The organism is Kosakonia sp. SMBL-WEM22 (genome assembly GCF_014490785.1).
In the GTDB taxonomy this organism is placed as follows: Bacteria; Pseudomonadota; Gammaproteobacteria; order Enterobacterales; family Enterobacteriaceae; genus Kosakonia.
Genome location: NZ_CP051488.1, coordinates 2,288,541 through 2,313,138, shown reverse-complemented (window position 1 = coordinate 2,313,138; position 24,598 = coordinate 2,288,541). Strand labels below are relative to the sequence as shown.

30 protein-coding genes are annotated in these 24,598 nt (G+C 52.0%); 19 read left to right on the top strand and 11 right to left on the bottom strand.

Annotation, left to right across the window (positions count from 1 at the left end; genetic code table 11):
• Positions 1-72: 72 nt before the first annotated feature.
• Positions 73-165 carry a protein MgtS gene (mgtS, locus tag HF650_RS11020; RefSeq protein ID WP_023481773.1) on the top strand — a complete coding sequence of 31 codons (93 nt, stop codon included), beginning with the start codon at positions 73-75 and terminating at the stop codon, positions 163-165.
• A 574-nt stretch (positions 166-739) separates the two neighbouring features.
• On the opposite strand, the gene HF650_RS11015 is transcribed toward mgtS, so the two are convergent.
• Positions 740-1,162, bottom strand: a complete 423-nt coding sequence (locus HF650_RS11015; RefSeq protein ID WP_187802395.1) for a hypothetical protein — start codon at positions 1,160-1,162, stop codon at positions 740-742.
• Between the two features lie 50 nt (positions 1,163-1,212).
• Positions 1,213-1,431 (bottom strand): hypothetical protein, encoded by a 219-nt coding sequence (locus HF650_RS11010; protein ID WP_187802394.1) that lies wholly within the window; start codon positions 1,429-1,431, stop codon positions 1,213-1,215.
• A gap of 765 nt (positions 1,432-2,196) precedes the next feature.
• Between HF650_RS11010 and HF650_RS11005 the strand changes: the two genes are divergently transcribed.
• From HF650_RS11005 to HF650_RS10995, 3 genes are all read left to right on the top strand, one after another.
• Positions 2,197-2,430, top strand: a complete 234-nt coding sequence (locus tag HF650_RS11005) for a hypothetical protein (protein WP_223284301.1) — start codon at positions 2,197-2,199, stop codon at positions 2,428-2,430.
• 184 nt (positions 2,431-2,614) lie between these two features.
• Complete coding sequence (locus HF650_RS11000) at positions 2,615-3,178, top strand: SMI1/KNR4 family protein (protein WP_187802393.1); 564 nt, start codon at positions 2,615-2,617, stop codon at positions 3,176-3,178.
• A 415-nt stretch (positions 3,179-3,593) separates the two neighbouring features.
• Positions 3,594-3,938: a hypothetical protein gene (locus HF650_RS10995; RefSeq protein ID WP_187802392.1), complete on the top strand. Its 345-nt coding sequence runs from the start codon at positions 3,594-3,596 to the stop codon at positions 3,936-3,938.
• A 186-nt stretch (positions 3,939-4,124) separates the two neighbouring features.
• Here the strand turns inward: HF650_RS10995 and HF650_RS10990 are convergent, their stop codons facing one another.
• The gene (locus HF650_RS10990) at positions 4,125-4,688 is read right to left on the bottom strand and encodes a hypothetical protein (protein WP_187802391.1); all 564 of its coding nucleotides are present in this window, start codon (positions 4,686-4,688) and stop codon (positions 4,125-4,127) included.
• Positions 4,689-5,103: 415 nt separating this feature from the next.
• Here HF650_RS10990 and HF650_RS10985 point away from each other — a divergent pair, with 415 nt between their 5' ends.
• The 4 genes from HF650_RS10985 (at position 5,104) to HF650_RS10970 (ending at position 6,749) form a co-directional block, all read left to right on the top strand.
• Positions 5,104-5,439, top strand: coding sequence for a hypothetical protein (locus tag HF650_RS10985; protein WP_187802390.1), 336 nt, complete (start codon positions 5,104-5,106; stop codon positions 5,437-5,439).
• Positions 5,440-5,458: 19 nt separating this feature from the next.
• Entirely contained in the window at positions 5,459-5,788 is a 330-nt protein-coding gene (locus HF650_RS10980) for a hypothetical protein (protein ID WP_187802389.1), read from the top strand.
• 110 nt (positions 5,789-5,898) lie between these two features.
• Entirely contained in the window at positions 5,899-6,210 is a 312-nt protein-coding gene (locus HF650_RS10975; RefSeq protein WP_187802388.1) for a hypothetical protein, read from the top strand.
• A gap of 197 nt (positions 6,211-6,407) precedes the next feature.
• Positions 6,408-6,749: a hypothetical protein gene (locus HF650_RS10970; protein WP_187802387.1), complete on the top strand. Its 342-nt coding sequence runs from the start codon at positions 6,408-6,410 to the stop codon at positions 6,747-6,749.
• A 235-nt stretch (positions 6,750-6,984) separates the two neighbouring features.
• Here HF650_RS10970 and dcp read toward each other — a convergent pair whose 3' ends face one another.
• Entirely contained in the window at positions 6,985-9,030 is a 2,046-nt protein-coding gene (dcp, locus tag HF650_RS10965; RefSeq protein ID WP_187802386.1) for a peptidyl-dipeptidase Dcp, read from the bottom strand.
• A gap of 185 nt (positions 9,031-9,215) precedes the next feature.
• Here dcp and ydfG point away from each other — a divergent pair, with 185 nt between their 5' ends.
• The 3 genes from ydfG (at position 9,216) to ydfZ (ending at position 11,108) form a co-directional block, all read left to right on the top strand.
• Positions 9,216-9,965, top strand: a complete 750-nt coding sequence (ydfG, locus tag HF650_RS10960; RefSeq protein WP_187802385.1) for a bifunctional NADP-dependent 3-hydroxy acid dehydrogenase/3-hydroxypropionate dehydrogenase YdfG — start codon at positions 9,216-9,218, stop codon at positions 9,963-9,965.
• An 89-nt stretch (positions 9,966-10,054) separates the two neighbouring features.
• A complete protein-coding gene (locus HF650_RS10955; protein WP_187802384.1) occupies positions 10,055-10,741 on the top strand; it encodes a GntR family transcriptional regulator in 687 nt (228 codons plus the stop codon).
• Between the two features lie 163 nt (positions 10,742-10,904).
• Positions 10,905-11,108: a putative selenium delivery protein YdfZ gene (ydfZ, locus tag HF650_RS10950; protein WP_023481798.1), complete on the top strand. Its 204-nt coding sequence runs from the start codon at positions 10,905-10,907 to the stop codon at positions 11,106-11,108.
• A 52-nt stretch (positions 11,109-11,160) separates the two neighbouring features.
• On the opposite strand, the gene HF650_RS10945 is transcribed toward ydfZ, so the two are convergent.
• The 5 genes from HF650_RS10945 to HF650_RS10925 form a co-directional block, all read right to left on the bottom strand.
• Positions 11,161-12,624: a fructuronate reductase gene (locus tag HF650_RS10945; RefSeq protein ID WP_187802383.1), complete on the bottom strand. Its 1,464-nt coding sequence runs from the start codon at positions 12,622-12,624 to the stop codon at positions 11,161-11,163.
• Between the two features lie 142 nt (positions 12,625-12,766).
• Complete coding sequence (locus tag HF650_RS10940; protein WP_187802382.1) at positions 12,767-14,155, bottom strand: MFS transporter; 1,389 nt, start codon at positions 14,153-14,155, stop codon at positions 12,767-12,769.
• A 54-nt stretch (positions 14,156-14,209) separates the two neighbouring features.
• The gene (locus HF650_RS10935; protein ID WP_187802381.1) at positions 14,210-15,226 is read right to left on the bottom strand and encodes a Zn-dependent oxidoreductase; all 1,017 of its coding nucleotides are present in this window, start codon (positions 15,224-15,226) and stop codon (positions 14,210-14,212) included.
• Between the two features lie 22 nt (positions 15,227-15,248).
• The gene (locus HF650_RS10930; RefSeq protein WP_187802380.1) at positions 15,249-15,416 is read right to left on the bottom strand and encodes a hypothetical protein; all 168 of its coding nucleotides are present in this window, start codon (positions 15,414-15,416) and stop codon (positions 15,249-15,251) included.
• Positions 15,417-15,536: 120 nt separating this feature from the next.
• The gene (locus HF650_RS10925) at positions 15,537-15,863 is read right to left on the bottom strand and encodes a YnfA family protein (protein WP_187802379.1); all 327 of its coding nucleotides are present in this window, start codon (positions 15,861-15,863) and stop codon (positions 15,537-15,539) included.
• Between the two features lie 134 nt (positions 15,864-15,997).
• Between HF650_RS10925 and HF650_RS10920 the strand changes: the two genes are divergently transcribed.
• A complete protein-coding gene (locus tag HF650_RS10920; protein WP_187802378.1) occupies positions 15,998-16,336 on the top strand; it encodes a DUF1283 family protein in 339 nt (112 codons plus the stop codon).
• Positions 16,337-16,384: 48 nt separating this feature from the next.
• Positions 16,385-16,945, top strand: a complete 561-nt coding sequence (gene speG, locus HF650_RS10915) for a spermidine N1-acetyltransferase (RefSeq protein WP_187802377.1) — start codon at positions 16,385-16,387, stop codon at positions 16,943-16,945.
• A gap of 88 nt (positions 16,946-17,033) precedes the next feature.
• Here the strand turns inward: speG and HF650_RS10910 are convergent, their stop codons facing one another.
• Positions 17,034-17,492 (bottom strand): DUF1311 domain-containing protein, encoded by a 459-nt coding sequence (locus HF650_RS10910; protein ID WP_187802376.1) that lies wholly within the window; start codon positions 17,490-17,492, stop codon positions 17,034-17,036.
• A 161-nt stretch (positions 17,493-17,653) separates the two neighbouring features.
• The gene (locus tag HF650_RS10905) at positions 17,654-18,364 is read right to left on the bottom strand and encodes a YnfC family lipoprotein (RefSeq protein ID WP_187802662.1); all 711 of its coding nucleotides are present in this window, start codon (positions 18,362-18,364) and stop codon (positions 17,654-17,656) included.
• Between the two features lie 191 nt (positions 18,365-18,555).
• Here HF650_RS10905 and HF650_RS10900 point away from each other — a divergent pair, with 191 nt between their 5' ends.
• From HF650_RS10900 to osmY, 6 genes are all read left to right on the top strand, one after another.
• Positions 18,556-18,837, top strand: coding sequence for a DUF1161 domain-containing protein (locus tag HF650_RS10900; protein ID WP_187802375.1), 282 nt, complete (start codon positions 18,556-18,558; stop codon positions 18,835-18,837).
• Positions 18,838-18,988: 151 nt separating this feature from the next.
• The gene (gene ynfE, locus HF650_RS10895) at positions 18,989-21,427 is read left to right on the top strand and encodes a selenate/tellurate reductase subunit YnfE (protein WP_187802374.1); all 2,439 of its coding nucleotides are present in this window, start codon (positions 18,989-18,991) and stop codon (positions 21,425-21,427) included.
• A gap of 10 nt (positions 21,428-21,437) precedes the next feature.
• Positions 21,438-22,055 (top strand): DMSO/selenate family reductase complex B subunit, encoded by a 618-nt coding sequence (locus tag HF650_RS10890; RefSeq protein ID WP_187802373.1) that lies wholly within the window; start codon positions 21,438-21,440, stop codon positions 22,053-22,055.
• A 2-nt stretch (positions 22,056-22,057) separates the two neighbouring features.
• A complete protein-coding gene (locus tag HF650_RS10885) occupies positions 22,058-22,915 on the top strand; it encodes a dimethyl sulfoxide reductase anchor subunit family protein (RefSeq protein WP_187802372.1) in 858 nt (285 codons plus the stop codon).
• A 65-nt stretch (positions 22,916-22,980) separates the two neighbouring features.
• Positions 22,981-23,592, top strand: a complete 612-nt coding sequence (dmsD, locus tag HF650_RS10880) for a Tat proofreading chaperone DmsD (protein ID WP_187802371.1) — start codon at positions 22,981-22,983, stop codon at positions 23,590-23,592.
• A gap of 283 nt (positions 23,593-23,875) precedes the next feature.
• Positions 23,876-24,586, top strand: a complete 711-nt coding sequence (gene osmY, locus HF650_RS10875) for an osmoprotectant ABC transporter permease OsmY (RefSeq protein ID WP_187802370.1) — start codon at positions 23,876-23,878, stop codon at positions 24,584-24,586.
• Positions 24,587-24,598: the final 12 nt, after the last annotated feature.

Here is a 24,598-nt window from a genome sequence, read left to right as displayed (position 1 = left end):
GCTATTATCCCTCCATTGCTGCAATAAAATTTTCAAGTGAGGCAAATCAGTGAAATAAATGGAGAGGTAAAAATGGGAAATATGCATGTTTTTATGGCGGTTCTGGGCATTATTTTGTTTTCAGGTTTTTTAGCCGCTTATTTTAGCCATAAATGGGACGATTGATGAACGACGATAATCCCCCACCGCGACGGCTTCTTACATTATGTGTAAGAAGCCGTTTTTGCTTTATCTGGCGCAAAAAAAAACCGCCGGTTATGGCGGTCAATGCTTGCATGGATAGATTTGTGCTTATTGTTACACGCTAACTCATTTTCAATGTTAACGGGCTGGTGTCACTTTATCAGTCACAACCTCAACAGAACCTAAACAATGCCACTCTCGAAGCCGGCAACAAGCGAAGCCATCGAAACGATTGCCTGACATACATTGACGTTTTTCTTTGAAAATAAAGAGAATATATCCCTTTTATTGCGATGGTCGTGTTAGTGTGGTTTCTCACTTCAACAGACCGGAGGGGTTATCCCCAATCTCAAATTTACGTGCCCGGTTTGCAGCAGCCACAAGTTTACTTTTACTACCTATTGTTCAGATAAACTTCCTTCGCACGGAGCGATTTGCTCAGTGTGTGGCGCGCGACTTACTGCGTTAACCTGTATTCCCGCACTCAGAAGACGACGCTGGCCGAAAAACGTTTTATAAAAAAATGGGGCTTTTTTATGGCCCCGTTTTTTTGGATTTATGCGTTTTTCGCTTTGCCCAATGTAAACCCACTGACCTTCGCAATATGCACGCGTAATATTGTACCCTTCACGCTCGTCCAGCCGCCATTACCTGTCATCCAGGAAGGATCTTTAATATGCAGGTAATTGAGCGGAATCTCATGTTGATCGTCTATGCGGTAATCTTCTGCCAGTTGATCAAAAAAAGTGGCGATAGGATTTTTAATATTCTCATCACCGGCAACAGAACGAATCGCCTGCGCTGTCGACAACGCATACTCTTCGCCTGAGACCAGTTCACCAGCCACTACCTGCCCCCCCACCACCAGCGTGACGACCATGCCGGCCCCCAGGTTTGCGCAGGAGACGAGATGCGACAGCGCGCTGTCCTGAGTATTGATGGTCGGCGTAGCAGCCACTACTTCACGTTCTGTTTCCATGGATACCTCCACATACAGGCAGAAAAAAACCGCCCGCAGGCGGTTAGGGTTTAATGAAACTTGCGAATAGCTTGCTCCGTTTCCTGCTGGGTGACCAGATCGGAGAAACGGGCGACAAGGTAGGTCTCGCCGTCCAGCTCCCAGGGCTCAATGGGGATTTCCAGAAAAGCGCTTTGCTCATTTTTAAAGGTGACCGATTTGGCGTTATCTTCCACGGACACCTGCTCAACCTTACCACCGGCGCGAATTACCACTACATTTTTGCTCATGTCGGTTACCTCAGTTGCTTAAATTGCCATCGACAGTAACACAGCCATGCACTTCATGCCTGCGCCATGCCGTAGATTGTTAAGCGCTAAAAATTAGGTCCTATAATTTGGCTTAATGAGAGGGAGAACGCTACGGTGGGAAACGTGAGGTTGACCACACTTTCGCAATTGTATGGCTATAAAAAGGGATCAAAAAGCCAGAGACCGGCTAAAAAACCCGTCTCTGGCCAAGGATATTACGGTGATGCCGGGTGCCTCCCGGTGAGTGCGCGCCAGCCCGCACAACTCGCTTTCACCCCAAAAGATGTGGCTGGTAGCCCCTCCGCGTAGGGGGATTCATCACCACGCTTAACGTTATTAAGCGAAAGGAGATCGGTCAATGCTCGCACGGGTTATGTAACTTTTTAAAGCATAAGCGCTTATCGCAAAGCAGCAGTGCAAAGTAAATAAGACGGTTTCGCCCCCATGGTATTGCCGTGAAGCGCGTTGAATGCCGCCATTTCAATTTTTGATAAAGAATAAAGGTTTCCCGGTCGATAAAGGTTACAGGAAACATTCGCAAACGCTGACGGGGGCAAACCGGACAGGTCAGGGTTTAGCGCCTTTTCACGAAACGGCTGTGGACTGTACCGTTCAGGGTTAATCGTTTTCAGAAACGGCTTGGCCGTTTTAGACACCTCGCGTGGCGTTAACTCATTCAGGTAGTCTCAACAGAACGTTTTTCAACCAATCGATATGATGTATCAAAGCATTTCTTAAGGAGAGATGATGAAGACAACCGAAGAAACGATTAACGATCTGCAGTGTCGCGCTTTAGCCTATGAAGTCATTTTCCAGTCCATCTTCTCTGAGCTGCCGCAAGTCTTCGTTGATAGAGCCGTTGAAAAGATTGAAGGTAACTTCAAAACATTCGAATCAGGTACCCATTCTGAAGCAGGAAAAGCGAAGCTTGATGCGGCTAAAGCGATTGTATCCCGGATTATGGGAACGAAGATTTAACTCTCTTTTCATGATGTTTATGAAGTTGCGCAGTTTTAAACATGCACGACAGCAATGACTCATCATCTGCAGCATTCTTATCACTGGCAGTGCCGATATCGCTGCTGCCAGGACTCTATCGCCTGCCTGGCCGCCAGTTCAACAAAAATTTACGCTCTATTGATATTCAAAAGGGAAGATACGCATGAATGACCTTAAGAATGCATTTGAAAAACTTGTTAGTGTCTGCAGCAAGTATGCCCTTACGGGGCATTTCAATGCTGTTAATGAGCTGAATAATCTTTTCCCGGCTTCCTTGCCGCGCTCTGAAGAGCTGGATTATTTTTATAAAAGATATAATCCAGAAGGTGTGGTGATTGAAACCGGATTGACTCCCATAGAGCTTCACTCCGTCAATGCGTTAGAAAAATCTCAGGCCGGTTATGGTTCCCTTCCGGACAATTATCTTGTTATTGGGGATGATTACGGTGGCGGAAAACCCCTTATAGCAGTGGTAGATCAGAAGAACACGCCTGTCTATGCAAGTTATGATGTTGCACAACCCTTCAAAATCGCGGACAGCCTCTCCGACTTTATTCTCTCACTGGCAAATTTAATTGAGTTAGTGTACGGCCGTTATAATATTTTCGAGGTGTTTGATGATAACGATGAAATAAAAAAAGAGTTTACAGAAGAACTGCAGCGCGCGCTCTCTCCTGTCATTGGAGATGAAAATTTTGTCGCTTTCTTCGATTATTTTTATGGCTAAGATGGTTCTTTAACGGCATGGACAAATACAGGCGTGCTAGCCGAACACTATTTGGCCGATATAATGCGCTACACCCTGTTTTGAGCAGAAGTGCAAAAGACGCAAGAAGAAGCGGTAATGATCCCTTCTGGCGAAAAAGGTATCATCATCCGTGGTTCAACCGCATTTTGTTAAGAAAGGGGGTTGAGCCATCACATCTGACAAAGAGTGCAGAGTGCCCCACAGGGAGCGCACAGCAAATGGGAGAGTGTTTACCGGCGTCAATGAGGTGATACCAGCAGCCTGTCAGATGCATAGGATGAAGAGCGCCAGCAGGCCGTAGTGTACAGCTGGGGCGGTAGCCTGCGCAGATGCTTTTTACAAACTGGATGGCCTGCCCCAAAAACATATTAACTGATAAAAATTGATACCCCGCATGAATCAGGAACAACGGATCCTCATCCTGATGACTACTACAGAAATGCGGCGTAAGGGAAACAGAATGACGTTATATGATTTGGTGAATAGCCTCACGAGTGTTGATGAAGATAAAACGATCTACGCGAAGCGCCCATGGCAGCCTGGTACAGCTGTAGTTGTCGCAACTGAGCTTGATGAGGGAGGCGTACCAGATGAAGCCGCAAAGGCAGGAGCTGAATATTTTCTGGAGGTCTTTCTCGCCAATGACGTTCTGAAGGGGTGGCTATCATCTTTAGACAAAGAGCCAACGATTGAGGAAAAGTGCTTACGATTAATTAAGTATGCTGAAGAGGATGCCTGATGAGAAAAATATATCACTATAAGTCTATTACCCTCAGGCTGCTTGAAAAAGTGTCCGTTTAGTATTCGCTTAAGATGATTACCCACGATCATCTAAAAATGACATTACTGCCGCATAACATTCAAATAATAACAACCGAAGGTGCGTACTGTATTCGAATACTAAGCGAGAGCTGAGGGTTCTGTTTTAAGAGCTTTGCCAAAAACCGGCAATTACGCTGTCATCATTTGTACTCTGATACAAGTACAGAGCGCCATAGCCAAATATATAATCCCCATCAAGCAAGTCCTCCGGATAAAAATCTTCATCAAGCTGTAGTAAAAAGACGAATCCATCACGCTTAAGGTTCAGATAATAATAATCTTCATCCTGAATAAATTTTGCCTGGCTGGCTTTAGTAATAAAACCATAATCATTTCCTCCGCTCTCTTTGTAGCCACTGATATTGGTTTTCTTAATGTAGTCTATTGTGTAATCTTCGTTGTTGCTTTCATCGGCGCAAGGATGAACGAAAACCTTGATGCCACAATCGGGATACATGTTTTTTTCGAGCAGTTCATCGTAACTTTTCGGTACAAAAATAGAAATATAGTCCATTTTTTCAGGATGCTGGAAAGTAGCATAAAAATTCAGCCCTTCAATTTCAGTAAGTTTCTCATTGAAATTTTCAGGTATATTCCCCCCTATTCTGCCGATGATATTATCCTTAACGGTGTTGTCGATATTAGCGAGCAAATTGATGTTTTGCATTTTATTATCCTCTTGATGTTGCACAATCGTTCGTTCGAGGTAAGCTACCTGCCCTTACGATTGATATGAACAGACACATCGCGCCATAGTAACCGTAATAATGCTCACATTCGCATGTTAGTGATCGATTCGGATAATAACCTTTCCCGCCGATGCACAGGGAGCCTTAAGACAATCATTCACGATCACGTCAAGCATAAATTACCATCATAGCCGGGCCTGAGTAAAAGGTTGATGATTTAGCACGAGAGTCATCCTGTAACTCACACATTAGACAACGCATACAGATGACGTGTCGCTAACGGACGTTATGAAAAAGTATGTAACATATGATGCTTTTAACCCGGTCCGGCTTTTACATCCTCTTTCGACCTCAGATAAACTACCGCCTCAATTTTTATGGCAGAGTTGAACAATGCTAAAAACGTTACGCTTTATCATTCCACTGGTTGCGCTGGTTGGCGCTGTAGCTTTCTGGCTGACACCTCATTATAGCGAAGAGGAGAAGGGCTATTACCGCTCGGTATTCTGCGCCATAGATCACACCGATCCCCAGGTATTCTTACGTGATATGGAAAAGATGGTTGAGGACGGGAATTCCGGCTACGCGTTACGTAAAAATCACTATATTCCGGCACTCGGCGAGCAAATGGTCAACAGCTGGAACAAGCTAAGCGCTCAACAAAAAGCTGCGATCAATCAACATCAACAGCTGTGTCGCGAAATCATCGCTAAAGAACAGCAGTCATAGACTTTAGAGGCGCTCAAGGATGCTTGACCACATTGTTTCTTACAGGACCAATAAAGTCTATGCCACAATTGAATATGAAAACCATTGTGACATTAAACATTTCTTCCAAGGTACCATCCTTGAGTTTGCCTTCCCTGAAACCTTACATAACCTCATCAGTGAGTATGACGAAATTTTAAGCGAGATGGCTTTATCGCTTTTAGATGAAGTAGAAGAAAAAATACAAGCCTATGATTTGCGGCTAGAAAAAGCAAATGAAAGAATTTTTTGCGTTGTAATAAAAGATAAAAGAGAAATATCTTTTTTTATAAAGTATCCCACAAGCCATGGATTCAGGGACGTATACTGAAAAGCGGACTATTATTTCACTCGCAATGCTTATGCCTTCTAAAAAAAAGAACAATTGTGGTACGAATATCTATAAACAGCTAACGATATTAAACAAAAGAGTGTGAAAGAATGTATCAGGTAAAGGTTGAGTGGATATCTGCTCGAGATGGCGGAAGAAAAGCCCCTCCCCCTGCTGGACGGTATTTTGCTGTATCAAGATTTCCTGAAGATAAGGAATGGCAGAATAATGCCTGGAGCGTTGTTTTCGAACTCACAGCTACGCTTATGCCAGCGGATAAAAATGACAGCTTTGTAAGTGAAGGTAGCGTTCGCTTTCTGGTTGAAAATGCCCCACATGAACGCATGAAAAAAAGCAGTTGTTTTGATATTTATGAAGGCCCTAAGAAGGTAGCTAAGGTTTTTTTGTTAAGCCGCGTGTGATCCCGGCGATATATAACAGCATACGAGTCACTATGAGCGATACGCTTGCAATCTTTCATTTTTATCCAATATCTGTTGAGACAAGTAGTTCCATTTGCGCCACCCTACCCCTGTAAAAATACGCGGGATATATCATTCAGCGATGAACGCTTTTTTGTAAAAGTTAAATAACAAAACCAGACAAAGGAAAAAACATTGTGGATGAGTTAAAGAAAAAAGCCGTAATGCTAAGTCAGGGCGAAATCAATGCCTTAAAAAAAGCGATACTTTATTTGAAGTTTGAGTGTGAAGATGTCAGCTCAATGATATTCTCAGGCAGCACATTAATAAACTCTGCCTTCGACGAACTTCTCGTCAATAGCGACACCTATGAACGTGAGGCTGAATTTTATCACCGAGAAAATCCTGATGCTCAGGAACTCATTGTGCAAAAAATCAAACAGCAACAATATCCTGATTCAAATAGTCATGAGGAGGAAACAATTGATGATGAGTACCTTCGTTGTTGTTTGCATCCTTTCAAAAAAACCGGGAATTGAGTGCCCCTATCTGGTATTTGTTGGTTAGATCTTTATCTCTGACAACTGGCTAATTTTGTCTCATATAAGCGCTATGACGCAGGTAGCATAAACTCACCGAACGACAGGTAAAAACTCAATGCATATGCAGGTTTACGGCAGCGAGCAATCTCTGCTCAATTGAAACGATGGCCGAGGCCGCTTGAGCACAAAAAACCGGGCCTCGCGCCCGGTTCGGTTACTGCCTGCAAATGCCTTACTCACTCAATCCCCGGTTTTTCAGCATCGGCTCGATCTGCGGATCGTGCCCGCGCCACTGGCGATAAAGTTCAGCTAAATCCGTGCTGTTGCCGCGCGACAGAATGGCGTCGCGGAATTTCTGTCCGTTTTCACGGCTTAACCCGCCCTGCTCAACGAACCACTGATAGCCGTCATCGGCGAGCATTTGCGTCCATAAATAGGCGTAATACCCCGCTGCGTAGCCACCGCCGAAGATATGGGAAAAATAGCTGCTGCGGTAGCGTGGCGGTACGGCGGCCAGATCGAGCTTCTCTTTGGCAATGGCCTGCGCTTCGAAGCTTGCTACATCATTGACTTGCGCATTCGCCGCCAGCCCATGCCAGTTCATATCCAGCAGCGCTGCGCTCAGCAACTCGGTCATGTCGTAACCTTTATTAAACTGCGTGGCGCGCAGCATCTTGTCGCGCAGGGCATCCGGCATCGGCTCGCCGCTTTGGTAGTGGCGGGCGTAATGGGCAAATACCTGCGGCTGGCTGGCCCAGTGCTCGTTGATCTGCGACGGGAACTCAACAAAATCGCGCGGTGTATTGGTTCCGGAGAGGCTGGCGTAACGCTGGCTGGCGAATAGCCCGTGCAGCGTATGACCAAACTCGTGGAAAGTCGTAATCACTTCATCCCATGAGAGCAGCGCAGGCTGACCATTGGCCGGTTTCTGATAGTTACAGACGTTGTAGATAACAGGCTGCGTCCCATTGAGCGTCGACTGCTCGATAAAATTACCCATCCATGCACCGCCGCTTTTAGAGTCGCGGGCAAAAAAGTCGCCATAAAACAGCGCCAGCCCGCGGTCATCGGCGTCAAAAATCTCCCATACCCGCACATCCGGATGATAAACGGGGATATCAAACCGTTCCTTGAAGCAGATGCCAAACAGCTGGTTTGCCGCCCAGAATACCCCTTCCGTTAATACCGTGTTCAACGCGAAATAGGGTTTAATCTGCGTTTCGTCGAGATCGTATTTCGCCATGCGAACCTGTTCCGCATAGAAGGCCCAATCCCAGGCTTGTGCGGTGAATCCACCCTGCTGGTTATAAATAACCTGTTGAATATCTGCCAGCTCACGCTCGGCGCGCGCACGGGCAGCCGGTGCGATATTGCGCATAAATTCCAGCGCCGCCTGCGGTGTACCCGCCATCTGATCGGCAATCTTCCAGCTGGCGAAATCATCAAAACCAAGCAGGTGCGCCTGTTGCGCCCTTAGCTCTGCCAGACGCAGCACCAGCGCGCGCGTGTCGTTGCCATCGTTGCGCTCGGTACGTAGCCAACTGGCTTTAAACAAATCTTCACGCGTCTGGCGATCGCGCAGCACGGCCAGCGCCGGCTGTTGAGTGGTATTCAGCAGCGTTATCAGCCAGCGGTTTTCCAGACCTTTGGCTTTTGCCGCCTCGGCGGCATGCTCAATCTCTTCAGCGCACATGCCGTCGAGCTGGCGCACATCCTCCACCACCAGGCCGCCTGCTTTATCCGCTGCCAGCAGGCGCTGGTTGAACTGGCTAATCAGCGAGGCCGCTTCGGTATTAAGGGCTTTCAGCGTCGCTTTATCCTGCTCATCCAGCATCGCGCCCGCCAGCACAAAGCGCTGATAGGTTACCTCAACCAGGCGAGCCGATTCTGCGTCGAGGCTGGCAGTATCAAGGCTTTTCCATACCGCTTCAACGCGGTCAAACAGCTGTTCATCAAGATAAATATCGTTGGCGAGCTCCGCTAACTCTGTGGAGAAGGCTTCGTCGAGCTGCTGGAGGAAATCATTGGTGTCCGCCGAGGTCATGGCGAAAAAAACGCTGGTCACGTAAGTGAGCAAGGCTCCGCTCTGCTCCAGCGCCAGGATGGTGTTGTCGAAGTCCGCTGGGGCGCTGTTTTGTGCGATCGCCGCGATCTCGTCGCGTTTTTGCCGCACTCCTTCATCAAAGGCCGGGCGATAGTGCTCCTGCTCGATAAGATCGAAGGGCGGTGCCTGATATGGCAGCGGGCTTGCAGTAAAAAAGGGATTAGAGACCGGCATGGTTATCTCCTGAATGCGGTAAGTCTCCTCAGAGTAGGCATCCACCGCGCGCGACGCAATCCTTTCTCACCCCTACGCAAGCCACCAATTTTTGCCACACTCTTTAACAGTCAATACTTGTATTGCCGCCTTTGTGCGGTGCATGCTATGTGACGACATCACAAAAATCGTTGAGGAACAAAGAGATGATTATTCTTGTTACCGGAGCAACCGCAGGGTTCGGCGAGAGCATTACTCGCCGTTTTATCCAAAATGGTCACCATGTGATCGCCACTGGTCGCCGTCAGGAGCGGTTGCAAGAGTTGAAAGAGGAGCTTGGCGAGAATCTTTACACCGCCCAGTTGGACGTACGTAACCGCGCAGCTATCGACGAGTTTATCGCTTCTCTGCCCGCGCAATGGCGCGAGATTGATGTACTGGTCAATAACGCCGGGCTGGCGTTGGGCATGGAGCCTGCGCACAAAGCCAACGTGGATGACTGGGAGACGATGATCGACACCAACAACAAAGGCCTGGTCTATATGACCCGCGCCGTGCTGCCGGGTATGGTCGAGCGCAATCGCGGTCATATCATCAATCTTGGCTCTACGGCCGGAAGCTGGCCTTACGCGGGTGGCAACGTCTATGGCGCAAGCAAAGCCTTTGTGCGCCAGTTCAGCCTCAACCTGCGCACCGATCTGAGCGGTACCGCGGTGCGTGTCACCAATATCGAGCCGGGCCTGGTTGGCGGCACCGAGTTCTCTAATGTGCGTTTTAAAGGCGATGACGATAAAGCGAATAAAACCTATGAAAACACGACTGCGTTGAGTGCAGAAGATGTGACTGAAGCGGTATGGTGGGTGGCGACACTACCTAAGCACGTCAATATCAACACACTTGAGATGATGCCGGTCAGCCAGAGCTACGCCGGTCTGAGCGTGCACCGCCAGAGCTGATGCTTCCTCCCGGCCTGCGGGCCGGGTCTGGGATGTATGCAGAAACAATGGTATGGTAGCCGGGTTAACCCTTTAAAAAGTCAGAGCGAATGGCCGTCGAAACGCAACTCAACCCTACGCAACCCGTTAATCAACAGATCTACAGCATCCTGCGACGGGATATTGTCCACTGCCTGATCCCACCGGGCACGCCGCTCTCTGAAAAAGAGGTGTCGGTGCGTTTTGACGTCTCGCGCCAGCCGGTGCGTGAAGCATTTATCAAGCTCGCGGAAAACGGCTTGATTCAGATCCGCCCCCAGCGCGGAAGCTACGTGAATAAAATTTCGCTAACACAAGTGCGCAACGGCTGCTTTGTCCGTCAGGCGATAGAGTGCGCCGTGGCCCGCCGCGCCGCGCAGATGATTGATGACAGCGCCTGTTATCAGCTTGAGCAGAATCTCCACCAGCAGCGGATCGCCATTGAGCGCAAGCAACTGAACGATTTCTTTGAACTGGATGATGCATTCCACCACAAGCTGGCGCTAATTGCTGATTGCCAGCTGGCGTGGGATACGATTGAAAACATCAAGGCAACGATTGACCGTGTGCGCTATATGAGCCTCGATCACGTCTCCCCCCCAGAGATGCTGCTGCGCCAGCACCAGGCCATTTTCGAGGCGCTGGAAAAACGCGATGCCGACGCGGTTGAGCATGCGATGACGCTGCATTTGCAGGAGATCAGCGAGTCGGTTAAAACCATTCGCCAGGAGAATCGCGACTGGTTTAGCGAAGAGTAGTCATCCTCCTCTCTCTCATCAGGTCACCTTTTTTGTCAGAAAAAAGTGTGACCTTGATCAAAAGCAAAAACTCATCATCTCAGTGGCGTATTTATAGGGCGTCCGTTTTGGGGCCATCTTCTGCCCCGGTTCGCTTTATGGATATTATCAAGGAGAAATCATCATGATGACTTATGACCGTAACCGTAACCCTATCACCACCGGCTCACGCGTAATGATTAACGGCACTGGACGCACCGGCAAAATTGTCGCAATTCACGCCGAGGGGCTAAGCGCTGAAAAAGTGCGCCGCAACAAAACGGTGGAAGTTGAAGGGTGTGAAGGCAAATTCGAGCCGGTAGAGCTGATTCGGCTCGGCCTGCACTGATCGGCAGAACGTGATGAAGATGAGTGCCGCCTCTGCGGCACTCATCATTTAATTACAGCCCTGCCGCGAAGTGTGCGACCGCCGCTTTTGCGCCTTTCGCCAGCAGCATCTCATACGCCTTCTGCACCTGCGCCACAAACGCGCGCTCTTTCGGCAAATCACGGCCAAAAATCGCTTCAATCCCCAGCAATGCCTCAATGCGCGCTTCGCCTTCTGCGCTACTGTTCACCGCCTTCTGGATCACCGCAAGCAGCGGATCGCATACCTCAATCGCCTGCCCCTGCTCGTCAACGCCGCCGACATAGCGCATCCAGCCCGCGATACCTAACGCCAGCAGTGAGTAGTCGCTGCCCTGCGCCAGGTGCCAGCGCACAGAATCGAGCATACGCTGCGGCAGCTTCTGGCTACCGTCCATGGCGATCTGCCAGGTGCGGTGGCGCAGCGCAGTGTTACTGTAACGCGCGATTAGCAGATCGGCGTAGTGCGGCAGATCCACGCCTTCAACTTTTAGCGTCGGCGCCTGTTCGTGCAGCATCAGCGCATGCGCCGCGCGGCGATAGTGTTCATCTTCCATGCACTCGTTGATGTGCTGATAGCCTGCCAGATAGCCAAGATAGGCGAGGAAGGAGTGGCTACCGTTCAGCATACGCAACTTCATCTCTTCAAACGGCACCACATCGCTTACCAGTTCTGCCCCCGCTTTTTCCCACGCCGGGCGGCCTGCGGCAAAGTTATCTTCAATGACCCACTGCCGGAAGGGTTCGCAGGCGACACCCGCCGGATCGCGCACGCCGGTAAGCTGTTCGATCTTCTCAAGGGTTTCAGCCGTAACGGCCGGGACAATACGGTCGACCATCGTGGAGGGAAAGGTGACGTTCTCTTCAATCCAGCGCGCCAGCGCGGCGTCCACCGTGCGGGCATAGGCACAGACAACGTTACGCGTGACGTGGCCGTTTTCCGGCATGTTGTCGCAAGACATTACGCTAAACGGGGGTAAACCTGCGGCTTTGCGACGAGAGAGCGCTTCGACAATCACCCCCGCGGCAGATTTTGGCTGATGCGGGTGTTGCAGATCGCCGGCGATCAACGGGTGCTCTAGCATCAGCTCCCCTGTCGCAGGCGAATGGCAGTACCCCTTTTCGGTGATGGTCAATGAGACAATCGCGACCTGCGGCTCACACATCGCATCCAGCACCGTTTCCAGCCCATCGACCTGCGCATGCAGCGCGCGCTTCGCCACGCCAACCACGCGCGCGGTCCACGCATCGGCGGACATCTCCGCCACGGTGTAGAGGTTATCCTGCTGTTTTAGATCGGCAATCTGCTGTTCGCCGCCGATGAGATTAACTTCACAGTATCCCCAGTCGCTGCCGTGTTCTGCGGCAAGAATATCGGTATACACCGACTGATGCGCGCGGTGGAAGGCGCCAAAACCAAGATGCACAATGCGCGCAACCAACTTGTTGCGATCGTATTGAGGTAGAGTGGCTTTTGCCGTTAACAGCCTGTTTTCCATAGTGAGACTCATCTTATTAAATGAAACAGTGGTTCACTAGATTAAGGCGTAGCGCAAACCCGACTATGATTTGCGACAGGCTTTGCTGACTACACCAACTAGAATGGTAACCAAATGTGTCTTAACACTGTATTAAAACAACTCAGACATAGCGGCGCGAGGCGACAGGCTGCGCTGCGCTTTTGCTCTGGTTCTGAGGCTCGGCTGCGTCTTCAAGAATACTCAAATCGCGGTCGCGCACTTCTGGCATCAATACAGCGGAAACGAGGCCAATAAGCGAGTAAGCCATTAACATCATCGCGATTGGCCACCATGAGCCGGTCATGTTACAGAAGATACCCGCCAGTACCGGACCGAAACCGACCGCTATCAGGCCGCCCGCCTCTTTTGAGATCGCCATACGCGTGAAGCGGTTACGCGAGCCGAACATCTCCGCCATGGTGATATTCTCCAGCGCGAACAGCCCCAGCACGGCAATATTATGGATAACGATGATCGACAGCATAATCACGCCGGGTGAGTAGGTTTTATCAACGATCACCGCCATCATGGGCCAGGCGAGAAGAATCGATGAAACCGAGAGACAGATATAGGGTAAACGGCGCCCCACTTTGTCCGACAACCAGCCGAGCAGCGGAATGGTGATAAAACCGATAATCGAGCTAATCATTAACGCATCGGTCGGTATGCGCTTCTCAAACAGCAGCGTCTGCACCAGATAGCCTGCAAGGAAAGTCTGAATCAAACCGGAGTTTCCCGCCTGACCAAAACGCAACCCCGTCGCCAGCCAGAACGTTTTACTAGCGAACATGGCACTCAGGCCAGTCTGCGCCGGGGCGATCTTCGCCGGGGAGTGCTCCCCTTCGTGCACCTGTTCAAACACCGGGCTCTCTTTCAGGTTAAGGCGTAACCAGATGGCGAACAGCATCACCACCACGCTGGCAATAAACGGCACGCGCCAGCCCCAGGCCAGTAGCGCTTCACGATCGAGGGCAAAAAACATTATCGCCCAGATGGCGGTAGCGCTCAGCGTACCGCAGTTGGTGCCCATTGCTACCAGCGAGGAGATGATGCCGCGCTTTCCTTTCGGCGCATATTCGGCAAGCATGGTGCCAGCACCGGAAATTTCCGCTCCTGCGCCAAAACCCTGAATGATGCGTAGCGTCACCAGCAGCACCGGTGCGAAAATGCCGATCTGCGCATAAGTCGGCAACACGCCAATTAAGGTCGTACAGATGCCCATCATGGTGATGGTAATGAAGAGCACTTTTTTACGCCCGATGCGATCGCCCATTTTGCCAAAGACAAATGCGCCGATAATACGGGCGATATAGCCCGCTCCATAGGTGCCCATCGCCAGGATGAGCGCCATCGCGGCGGACTGCTCCGGGAAGAAGATTTCATGGAATACCAGTGCCGCACCGAGGGAGTAGAGCTGGAAATCCATAAACTCGAGAGCCGTACCCAGCCAGCCGGACACCGCCGCCTTTACCAGGTCCGAGGTCGTTCTTTCAGCTTTTACGTCAGTCATAATCGCCTTCTCAATCGTGTTGAATGCGTACGCCTGCAACGCACTTATTGTTATTTAATTGAACGTTAATAAAACTTTGCAGCAGCGACGCTGGTCTTTTTCAAACAGTTCAATCGCATCGGTGACGTGGTGATACGCAAATTTATGCGTCACCAGTTTGCCTGGGTCGATAAGGCCGCGATCCAGCCAGTCGATAACCACCGGGAATTTATTGGCGTTGAGCCGGGAGGAGAAAATCGACAGCTCTTTACCGGTAATGCCCTGCTGAACAATGGTGCTGGGCTCGCTGGAAAACCCCATTATCACGATGCGCGCCGCAGGAGACGCCAGCGTTATCGACTCCTGCAAAATCGACGGATGACAGGCGGCATCTACAATCAACGTCGGTTTGATGCCAGCCTGCGCCAGCGCATCCGGCAGCGTTTGCTGGCTGTTGTTGATCACCCGATCGGCACCGCTGCGCTGCGCCATTGCCAGCCGCTCATCGATTCTGTCAACGACAATGACCTGCTGAACGTTGTAGACCCCCTTCAGTACCTGCAATGTGGTCAGCCCCATCGGCCCTGCGCCGTAAATCAGCGCCACATCCTTTTCGCGGGGTTGAACCTGGCCGGTGACATTCGCAGCGATGGTGAAAGGTTCAACCATCACGGCATCCTCATCAGAAATGGTGTCGGGTATGACCCAGGCGTTGCGCGCCGGAACCGTCGCATATTCGCTAAAGCCGCCATCGCGGTGAACACCGAGCACTACCAGCTCTTTACAGACATTCGGTTTACCGACAGAACAGGGATAGCAATGACCACAGCTGATCACCGGATCGACCGCTACCCGCTCACCGATACGCGAGGGTGAGACACCTTCACCAACGGCATCAATCAGCCCATAAAATTCATGGCCAATAACCCGCGGGTATCTGGCGAAAGGATTGTGCCCGCGATAGATATGGCTGTCAGAGCCGCAAATCCCGGCGAGCTTAATATCGACTCGCACCTCCCCGGCAGTGGGCTCTGGCAGAGGACGTTCAGCAAGGTTCAGTTGGTTAGGTTGTTCAATTACCACACTTTTCATTTAGATATCCTTTATGACCGGTTCAGCAGCAGGCCAGAGACGCTGGGCAACGATAATGAGCGGGTTTAAAGATGAAGGCGCCAGGCGAGGCGTCGCCCGGCGTAAGCAGGCCGTCATCGGGGAGGATATGCAGTGAGAGAGAGTGGCGCTTTGCCAGGCTGGCGCAGCGTTTTACAGGTGCAATGCTCATCGGAAACCCCTTACATCAAATGAATCTGTTGTAAGGGAACTTACGTAATGCGGCAACTACCATACAAGTATAACGATCGAAATTTACGCGTTCGATCACAGAACTTTAACACTTACCTTCTCAATTACGTGACCATCCTGCGACGATGATCAACATGCCGCACAGGGCAACCGCTGCGCCCAGCCAGTCATAAATCGTCAATTTCACCCCTTCCACAACGCGCAGCCAGATAAGCGCAGTACAGACGTAAACCCCGCCGTAAGCAGCATATACGCGCCCGCTGGCGACAGGATGGAGGGTCAACAGCCAGACAAAAAGCGCCAGTACGATCGCTGCGGGAATTAGCAGCAGCGGCGTGCCGCCGCGTTTAAGCCATAACCAGGGCAAGAAACAGCCTACAATTTCACACAGAGCGGTGACAAAAAAGAGCAGCGTGGTTTTCAACATAGTCAGGTGGTTGATTGAAATTAGGTTGAACCATCTTACCTGATAATGCTCTTAGAGTCGGTTACGCCCCGATATGCTGGCAGGCGGAGATCGCTTAGAATAGAGACGTTTTTCCTCACTAAAGGACCATTGCCATGACTTCTACACTTAGCAAACGCCTGTGCCTGACCGCAATGCTGACGCTGGGTGCCATTGTGTACACCACTTCCGCACTGGCTGAAACCAACCGTCTGGTGATCGAGTCGGGCGACAATGCGCAATCCCGTCAATCTGCCGCGATGGAAAAAGAGCAGTGGAACGACACCCGCAGCCTGCGCCATAAAATCAATAAGCGCGTCGAGAAAGAGTGGGACAAAGATGATGTCGCCTTCGATGCACGCGATAACTGCCAGAAAAGCAGCAACCTGAATGCTTACTGGGAGCCCAATACCCTGCGCTGCCTGGATCGCCGCACCGGGCGTGAAGTGCAGTAACTTCGTCGGGCGCTCTGCGCCCGCCTTCATCTCTGAGAAAGGACTTTTATGAGTGTCGACTACCCTGTCCGGCTTCGCCCTCTCGAGCGCGAAGATCTTCGATTCGTCCACCAACTCGACAATAACGCCAGCGTAATGCGCTACTGGTTCGAAGAGCCCTATGAAGCCTTTGTTGAACTCTCCGATCTTTACGACAAACATATCCACGATCAGAGCGAGCGCCGCTTTGTCGTTGAGTGTGATGGCGTCAACGCAGGGTTGGTCGAACTGGTTGAGATCAATCATGTTCACCGCCGCGCGGAGTTTCAAATCATCATCTCGCCAGAATTTCAGGGCAGAGGGCTGGCTTCAAAAGCGGCTAAGTTAGCGATGGATTATGGCTTTACGGTATTAAACCTCTATAAGCTCTATCTCATCGTCGATAAAGAGAATGAGAAAGCAATTCACATCTACCGCAAACTGGGTTTTCAGGTGGAGGGCGAGTTAATTCACGAATTCTTTATTAATGGCGAATACCGCAATACTATCCGCATGTGTATTTTTCAGCAGCACTATCTGCAAGAGCATAAAACCAGCGGCAGTACGCTGTTAAAACCCACCGCGCAATAAGCGCGATGAGCGGGCAGCATCAAAAATATTTGATGGTATTTTTGATGCTCGATTTATGCGTTACCTACGGCGTCACAACATTGCTCCATTAGCGCTCATCAGCATGGAGCATTTTTATCTCTTCAGCATGTTTTCTATTAAGGTTGATCTGGCATTGGTAGATAGAAGGCCAGTAGTCATAGGCATCTTCACCAATTTGCGAACCTACGCCCAGGCAAAAATCATTACGATAACTTTTCCAGGATTGTTGAGATGCCAGAAAGTGCTTACTAAAAACGTCACCTATAGTCAGCTCTGCATAATTGCGTTTGTAGACCGGGCCCGTGTTATTTTCCTTTATCTGTTTTACAGTTTTAGTAATTAGCGCATCCATTTCTCTATTACTTTTGTCATTCAATTGGTGCAAGCACGTTACGGCTTGACCACGATCCTGCTGGTTACGCCAACAACTTTCTATTTCTGGCCCCTGAGAAATATCCTGACTTTCAGCGCAATTAACCGCCGGAGATAGCGTCATGATAAAAAAAAGAGTTACTGTTTTTTTCATCGCAAGCACCTCTGTCTGTGTCCCGAAGATCCCGCATAAGTGCTGGATTACCTAAGGAAGGTTTTCCCGTCTTTGGCTGCAGTTATTAAGCTGGCTGGTTTGTTGAAGTGATAGAGCAACAGCATAAATCCACCGCGCACTCAGCGCGGTGGCGGGCAGCATCAATAATACTCGATGGTGTTTTTGATGCTGTATTTATGCGTCACCTGCGGCGTCACGCTCTCATCAACAATCTCCAGGCTGCAGCTCAGAGGATTGTCATGCTTATCATAGTCGCAGCTCTGCTGCACTTTACTCAGCGGCTTATCATTGAGTGTGCTTACTGCGGCGTAATCGAGCTTTTTACGCTTATCCTTCGCTGGCGTGGAGGAGACATCGAGATGCACATCCTTTGAGGTGGTAGATTTCCCCAGCGGATAGCCTTCGTCATCGTAGCGATACTTCACTTCCATATCTTTGCCTGAGGCGCGCACCACAAAACCATTATCGTCGGTATCCCAGGTGACGCCCGCCGACGGAAATTCTGCCAGCTGGCATTTTCCCTGCAGCCGCAGCCGCTTCTCCTGGGTTTCAGCTTCGATATAGTAGTTAGCATCCAGCACCAGCGATACGCCGCTATTGTTCTCCAGATCGTGGAGTTCAAGCGTATCAAAACAGCCCTCTTTCGACAGCGTTCCGCTGACGCGCTTCGTTACTTCGCCTTTCTCATTAAGTAGAGTTTGACTAAAGTTTTTTACCGCGCCGCGCAGAGGATCAAAATCGAATTCATTCGAAAAACTCGCCATTTCCGGCGTGAATGCGACCGGGCCTTTCTCCTCATCACATCCGGTCAAAATCAGGGCCAGAGAGACAAGTAATAACTGTTTTTTCAAAGGTTTCACCACAGTTTTCTTTAGAATGGCGCTTATATTAGCAAAACATTTACGCTATAGCGTAATGAGTTAATAACTTCCTTCGCTGTTATCTGGCTAATTTCACATACAGTTAAGATGATTCAGAGTTTTACCTTTTGTCGAAAAGAGAAGTGCTAAGCTTAAAGTGGACAATAAATAAGGAGACAAGCATGCACTACTCACGTTGGCTGTGCGCAGCACTGCTGGTAGGTTCTGTTCCTGCTTTCGCCGCGCCGGACTCATGCGAACGCGTAAAAACGGATATCCAGCAAAAAATTATTAACAATGGTGTCCCGGAATCCGGCTTCGAATTGACCGTGGTACCAAACGATCAAGCCGAACAGGCGGGTGGACAGGTAGTTGGTCACTGCGCCAATGATACCTACAAAATTATCTATGCCCGTAATGGCGGCGCATCAGCTCAGAACGAAAACAGTAACAGCAATCAGTAAATTCTAATCCCCCTTATATCCAGGGGGATCTCCCTCTCTTTGATCGTGCATAACATTCCCCTACTCCTAAATGATTACCATACCTCCATCATTAGCCTGCTTTTAATTTGCGCGGGCAAGTTTTTACTTAAAAATAATAATGGAGTGAGTCATGTCGAAGACGGAATATTCTGGGGGAATTAGCCGACGAACGTTGGTGAAGACGACCGCCCTCGGATCGCTAGCGCTGGCAGCAAGCAGTTTTTCTCTGCCGTTTGGCCTGCGCTCCGCCGCTGCTGCGGTGCAACAGGCGACGCAGCGCGCGCCGGATAAAGTGGTCTGGGGCGCTTGCTCCGTCAACTGCGGCAGCCGCTGCGCCCTGCGTCTCCACGTGCGCGATGATGAAGTCTACTGGGTTGAAACCGATAACACCGGCGAAGATCAGTACGGCAATCATCAAGTACGCGCCTGCCTGCGCGGCCGCTCTATTCGGCGGCGTATCAATCACCCGGATCGCCTCAACTACCCGATGAAACGCGTCGGTAAACGCGGTGAAGGCAAGTTCCAGCGTATCAGCTGGGACGAAGCCCTCGACACTATCGCCAACCGCCTAAAGGGTGTGGTGGAAAAATATGGCAATGAAGCGGTCTATATCAACTACTCTTCCGGCATCGTCGGCGGCAACATTACCCGCTCGTCCCCTTCCGCCTCGCTCGTTGCCCGTCTGATGGCGATGTACGGCGGCTTTCTTAATCAATATGGCACCTACAGCACGGCGCAAATCTCTTGCGCGATGCCCTACACTTACGGCTCCAATGAGGGTAATAGCACCTCCGATATTGAAAACAGCAAGCTGGTGGTGATGTTCGGCAACAACCCGGCGGAGACCCGCATGAGCGGCGGCGGCATCACTTACTTTCTGGAGCAGGCACGCGAACGCTCTAATGCCCGCATGGTTGTGATTGACCCACGCTATACCGATACCGCAGCCGGGCGCGAAGATGAGTGGGTGCCGATCCGCCCCGGCACCGATGCCGCGCTGGTCGCTGGCATGGCCTGGGTGCTGATCAGCGAAAACCTGGTCGATCAGACCTTCCTGGATAACTACTGCGTCGGCTACGACGAGAAGACCCTGCCCGCTGGTGCGCCAGCAAACGGCCACTACAAAGCCTATATTCTCGGCCAGGGCGACGATGGCGTGGCGAAAACGCCGCAGTGGGCGTCGCGCATTACCGGCATTCCGGCAGACAAAATCATTAAGCTCGCCAGAGAGATTGGCAGCACCAAACCGGCCTATATCTGCCAGGGCTGGGGCCCGCAGCGGCAGGCCAACGGTGAGCTGACTGCCCGTGCGATCGCCATGCTGCCGATCCTCACCGGCAACGTCGGTATTAACGGCGGCAACAGCGGCGCGCGCGAGTCGACCTACACCATCACCATCGAGCGGATGCCGATGCCGGAGAACCCGGTGAAAACCGCCATCTCCTGCTTCAGCTGGACCGACGCTATCGCCCGCGGGCCGGAGATGACGGCAACGCGCGACGGCGTGCGCGGCAAAGAGAAGCTCGAGGTACCGATTAAGTTCATCTGGAACTATGCCGGAAACACCCTCGTCAACCAGCACGGCGACATTAACCACACCCACGATGTGCTGCAGGATGAGAGCAAGTGCGAGACGATCGTGGTGATTGAGAACTTTATGACCTCGTCGGCGATGTACGCCGATATCCTGCTGCCGGATCTGATGACCGTTGAGCAGGAGGACATTATCCCCAACGATTACGCCGGCAACATGGGCTATCTCATCTTCCTGCAGCCGGTCACCGCACCGAAATTCGAGCGCAAAGGCATCTACTGGATCACCAGCGAGATCGCCCGCCGCCTCGGGCCGGATATCTACCAGCGCTTCACCGAAGGGCGCAGCCAGGAGGAGTGGCTGAAATTCCTCTACGCCAGAATGGTAGAGAAAGATCCCGCGCTGCCCAGCTATGAAGAGTTAAAAGCGATGGGTATCTACAAGCGTAAAGATCCAAATGGTCACTTCGTTGCCTATAAAAAATTCCGCGATGATCCGCAGGCCAACCCGCTGAAAACACCGTCGGGCAAAATTGAGATCTACTCCAGCAAGCTGGCAGAGATCGCAAGCCGCTGGGAGTTACAAAAGGATGAGGTGATAAGCCCGCTGCCGGTCTACGCCCCCACCTTTGAAGGCTGGGACGATCCGGCGCGCGCCACCTTCCCGCTGCAACTTTTCGGTTTTCACTACAAAGCGCGTACCCACTCCAGCTACGGCAACATTGATGTGCTGAAAGAGGCCTGCCGCCAGGAGGTGTGGATCAACCCGCTTGATGCCGAACGGCGCGGGATTAAGAACGGCGATCTGGTGCGCGTGTTTAACGACCGCGGCGAAGTGCGGATTGCGGCGAAAGTCACGCCGCGCATTATGCCGGGCGTCAGCGCCATGGGCCAGGGTGCATGGCATCAGGCGGATATGACGGGCGATCGCGTCGATCACGGCGGCTGCGTCAATACGCTTACCACGCACCGCCCTTCGCCGCTGGCGAAAGGCAACCCGCAGCACACCAATCTGGTCGATATTCAAAAGGTTTGAGGAGTAGCCGATGAGCACCCAGTATGGATTTTTTATTGATTCCGCCCGCTGCACCGGTTGTAAAACCTGCGAACTGGCCTGTAAAGATTACAAAGATTTAACCCCGGACGTCAGTTTCCGCCGCGTCTATGAGTACGCTGGCGGCAGTTGGCAGGAGGATAACGGCGTCTGGCAGCAAAACGTCTTTGCCTACTATCTCTCGCTCTCCTGTAACCACTGTGAGGATCCGGCTTGCACCAAAGTCTGCCCGAGCGGTGCAATGCATAAACGCGAAGATGGCTTTGTGGTTGTCGACGAAGAGGTCTGCATCGGCTGCCGCTACTGCCATATGGCCTGCCCGTATGGCGCGCCGCAATACAATGCGGCGAAAGGCCATATGACCAAGTGCGACGGCTGCCACGAGCGCGTAGCAGAAGGTAAAAAGCCGGTCTGCGTGGAGTCCTGCCCGCTGCGCGCCCTCGATTTTGGTCCAATTGAGACGCTGCGTAAAAAGCACGGCACGCTGGCGGCGGTCGCGCCCATTCCGGCGGCGCACTTTACACGGCCAAATATTGTCATCAAACCCAACGCCAACAGCCGCCCGACCGGAGATACAACCGGCTATCTGGCTAATCCACAGGAGGTATAAAAATGGGAAACGGATGGCATGAATGGCCGTTGGTACTGTTTACGGTACTCGGTCAGTGCGTGGCAGGCGGCGTGATTGGCACCGGTCTGGTGTGGATGGCCAATGAGAGCGACCGCCGCGGGCAGCTGCACATTGTGCGCAGCCAGTTTTTCCTCTGGCTGCTGATGGGCATCGGCTTTGTCGCCTCGATGATGCACCTCGGCTCGCCGCTGCGCGCCTTTAACTCCCTTAACCGCATTGGCGCCTCTGCGTTGAGTAATGAGATTGCCGCCGGCTCGCTCTTTTTTGCTCTCGGCGGCATCTGGTGGCTACTGAGCTGGCTCGGCAAAATGCCCGCCGGGCTCGGACGCATCTGGCTGCTGGTCAGCATGGCCTCTGGCGTGCTGTTTGTCTGGGCGATGACACGGGTCTATCAAATTGAGACCGTGCCGACCTGGCATAACGGCTACACCACCGCCAGCTTCTTTCTGACCATGCTGATCGGTGGCCCGATGCTGGCGGCACTGCTGCTACGACTCGTTGGTATGCGCTTTCCGGCATCCCGTTTTGCGGCGATAAGCGTAGTCGCGCTGCTGGCAAGCGCGGCGGTGGTGATGTTGCAGAGCATCCAGCTTGGCGAAACGCACTCCTCCGTGCAGCAGGCGAGTGCGCTGATTCCTGATTACGGCTTATTGCAGGCGCTGCGATTGCTGCTTTTAGCGCTGGGGCTAGGGTGCTGGCTCTGCCCGCTGGTGCTGCGCAGGCAGCCACGTGTCAGTAGCCTGCTGATTGGGTTCCTGCTGGTGGTCGCCGGGGAGCTGATTGGCCGCGGCCTCTTTTACGGGCTGCATATGACCGTTGGCGTCGCCGTTGCCGGGTGATCGATTACGGAGCCGGAGAGCGGTTGACGTATCTCCGGCCTTCGGCACTTTTTTCAGGGAATACCATGACAGTTGAGAAGCGTGAATCGTTTATCTTTACCGCCCGCGTGCTCGGTGCGCTCTTTTACTACCCGCCGGAGAGCGAGTCCTCTGCGCCGCTGGTCAGCGCCTTTACGCATAATGCGTGGATGGCGTCATGGCCGCTGGCGCAAAGCCGCCTGCTGCCACTGGCTGAACTGTTTTCAGCGGATGGCGAAGAGCCGTTAACCGATGCCTGGCAGCGGCTGTTTATCGGCCCGTGGGCGCTGCCTGCGCCGCCGTGGGGGTCAGTATGGCTGGATAAGGAGTGCGTGCTGTTTGGCGACTCGACGCTGGCTCTGCGCCAGTGGCTTCGAGAGAACAACATTGCTTACGAGGCACAGCAAAATGAGCCGGAGGATCATATTGGCACCCTGCTGCTGTTAGCGGCCTGGCTGGCGGAGCAGGGAGAGATGCAGGCCTGCGATGAGCTTCTGGCCTGGCATCTGCTGCCGTGGTCGGGCCGCTTTCTTACCGTGCTGGAGGCGCAGGCGCAGCACTCTTTCTGGCAGGCCTTTGCCCGGCTGGCGCAGCTTACGCTGGCGGAGTGGCAAGCAAACCTGCTGATACCGGTGGCGCAGAAACCACTTTTTCGTTAACGCCCTCTTTTTCACATGCCGGGATTGTTTATTCCGGCAACTATATGTGACAACGTCACTCCTGCCGCTTCGCTTTTAAGACAATTCTTTAATCTTCCGATCAGCCTGTATCCGGCAAGGCTTACTCCAAAAAAGTGGCCTGCCGCTGGGTTTTAAAAAGCGGCTTCAGAATTGGAATCCTTGCGGGACGCAAGCTATAGCTCAAAGCACCCTGCCGAACATGGCATAACAACACGCAACCCGCCGTTGCCATAACCGCATGCAACCAGGGAGAGACACTGCAATGCAGACTTCTATGCTTACCCGCGCGCTGCTTTTCATCGCCGGGATAGTCGCCATACTGGCGCTGATTACCTGGGGCGTCGGACTCGAGACGATAAAAGCCCGCCAGGTGGATTTAATATACCTCGGGCAACAGCATCTGATTCTGGTGTTCAGCTCGATGTTTTTTGCCCTCTTAGTCGGCATTCCCAGCGGTATTGCCCTTAGCCGCCCCGCCGCACGCGGCGTTGCCGAGTATGTGATGCAGATTTTTAACGTCGGCAACACGCTGCCGCCGCTGGCGGTGCTGGCCCTGGCGATGGTAGTGATTGGCATTGGCGATACGCCGGCTATCATCGCGCTGTTCCTCGCCTCGCTGCTGCCAATTGTGCGCAACACCTATGCCGGTCTCTGCTCGGTGCCCGCCTCGCTAATCGAAGCGGCGAACGGGATTGGCATGACAAAGTGGCAGCGCTTACGCCAGGTGGAACTACCGAATGCCCTGCCGGTGATCCTCTCCGGGGTGCGAATTGCAACGGCCATCAACGTCGGCACCGCGCCGCTGGCATTTCTGATTGGTGCCAGCAGCTATGGCGAACTGATCTTCCCCGGTATCTATCTCAATGATTTCCCAACGCTGATTTTAGGCGCAGCCGCCACGGCGCTGTTTGCCCTGATCCTCGATACCCTGCTGGCGGCGCTGGGCCGTCTCCTGAGCCCGCACTCGGCATGAAAACAATAAGAG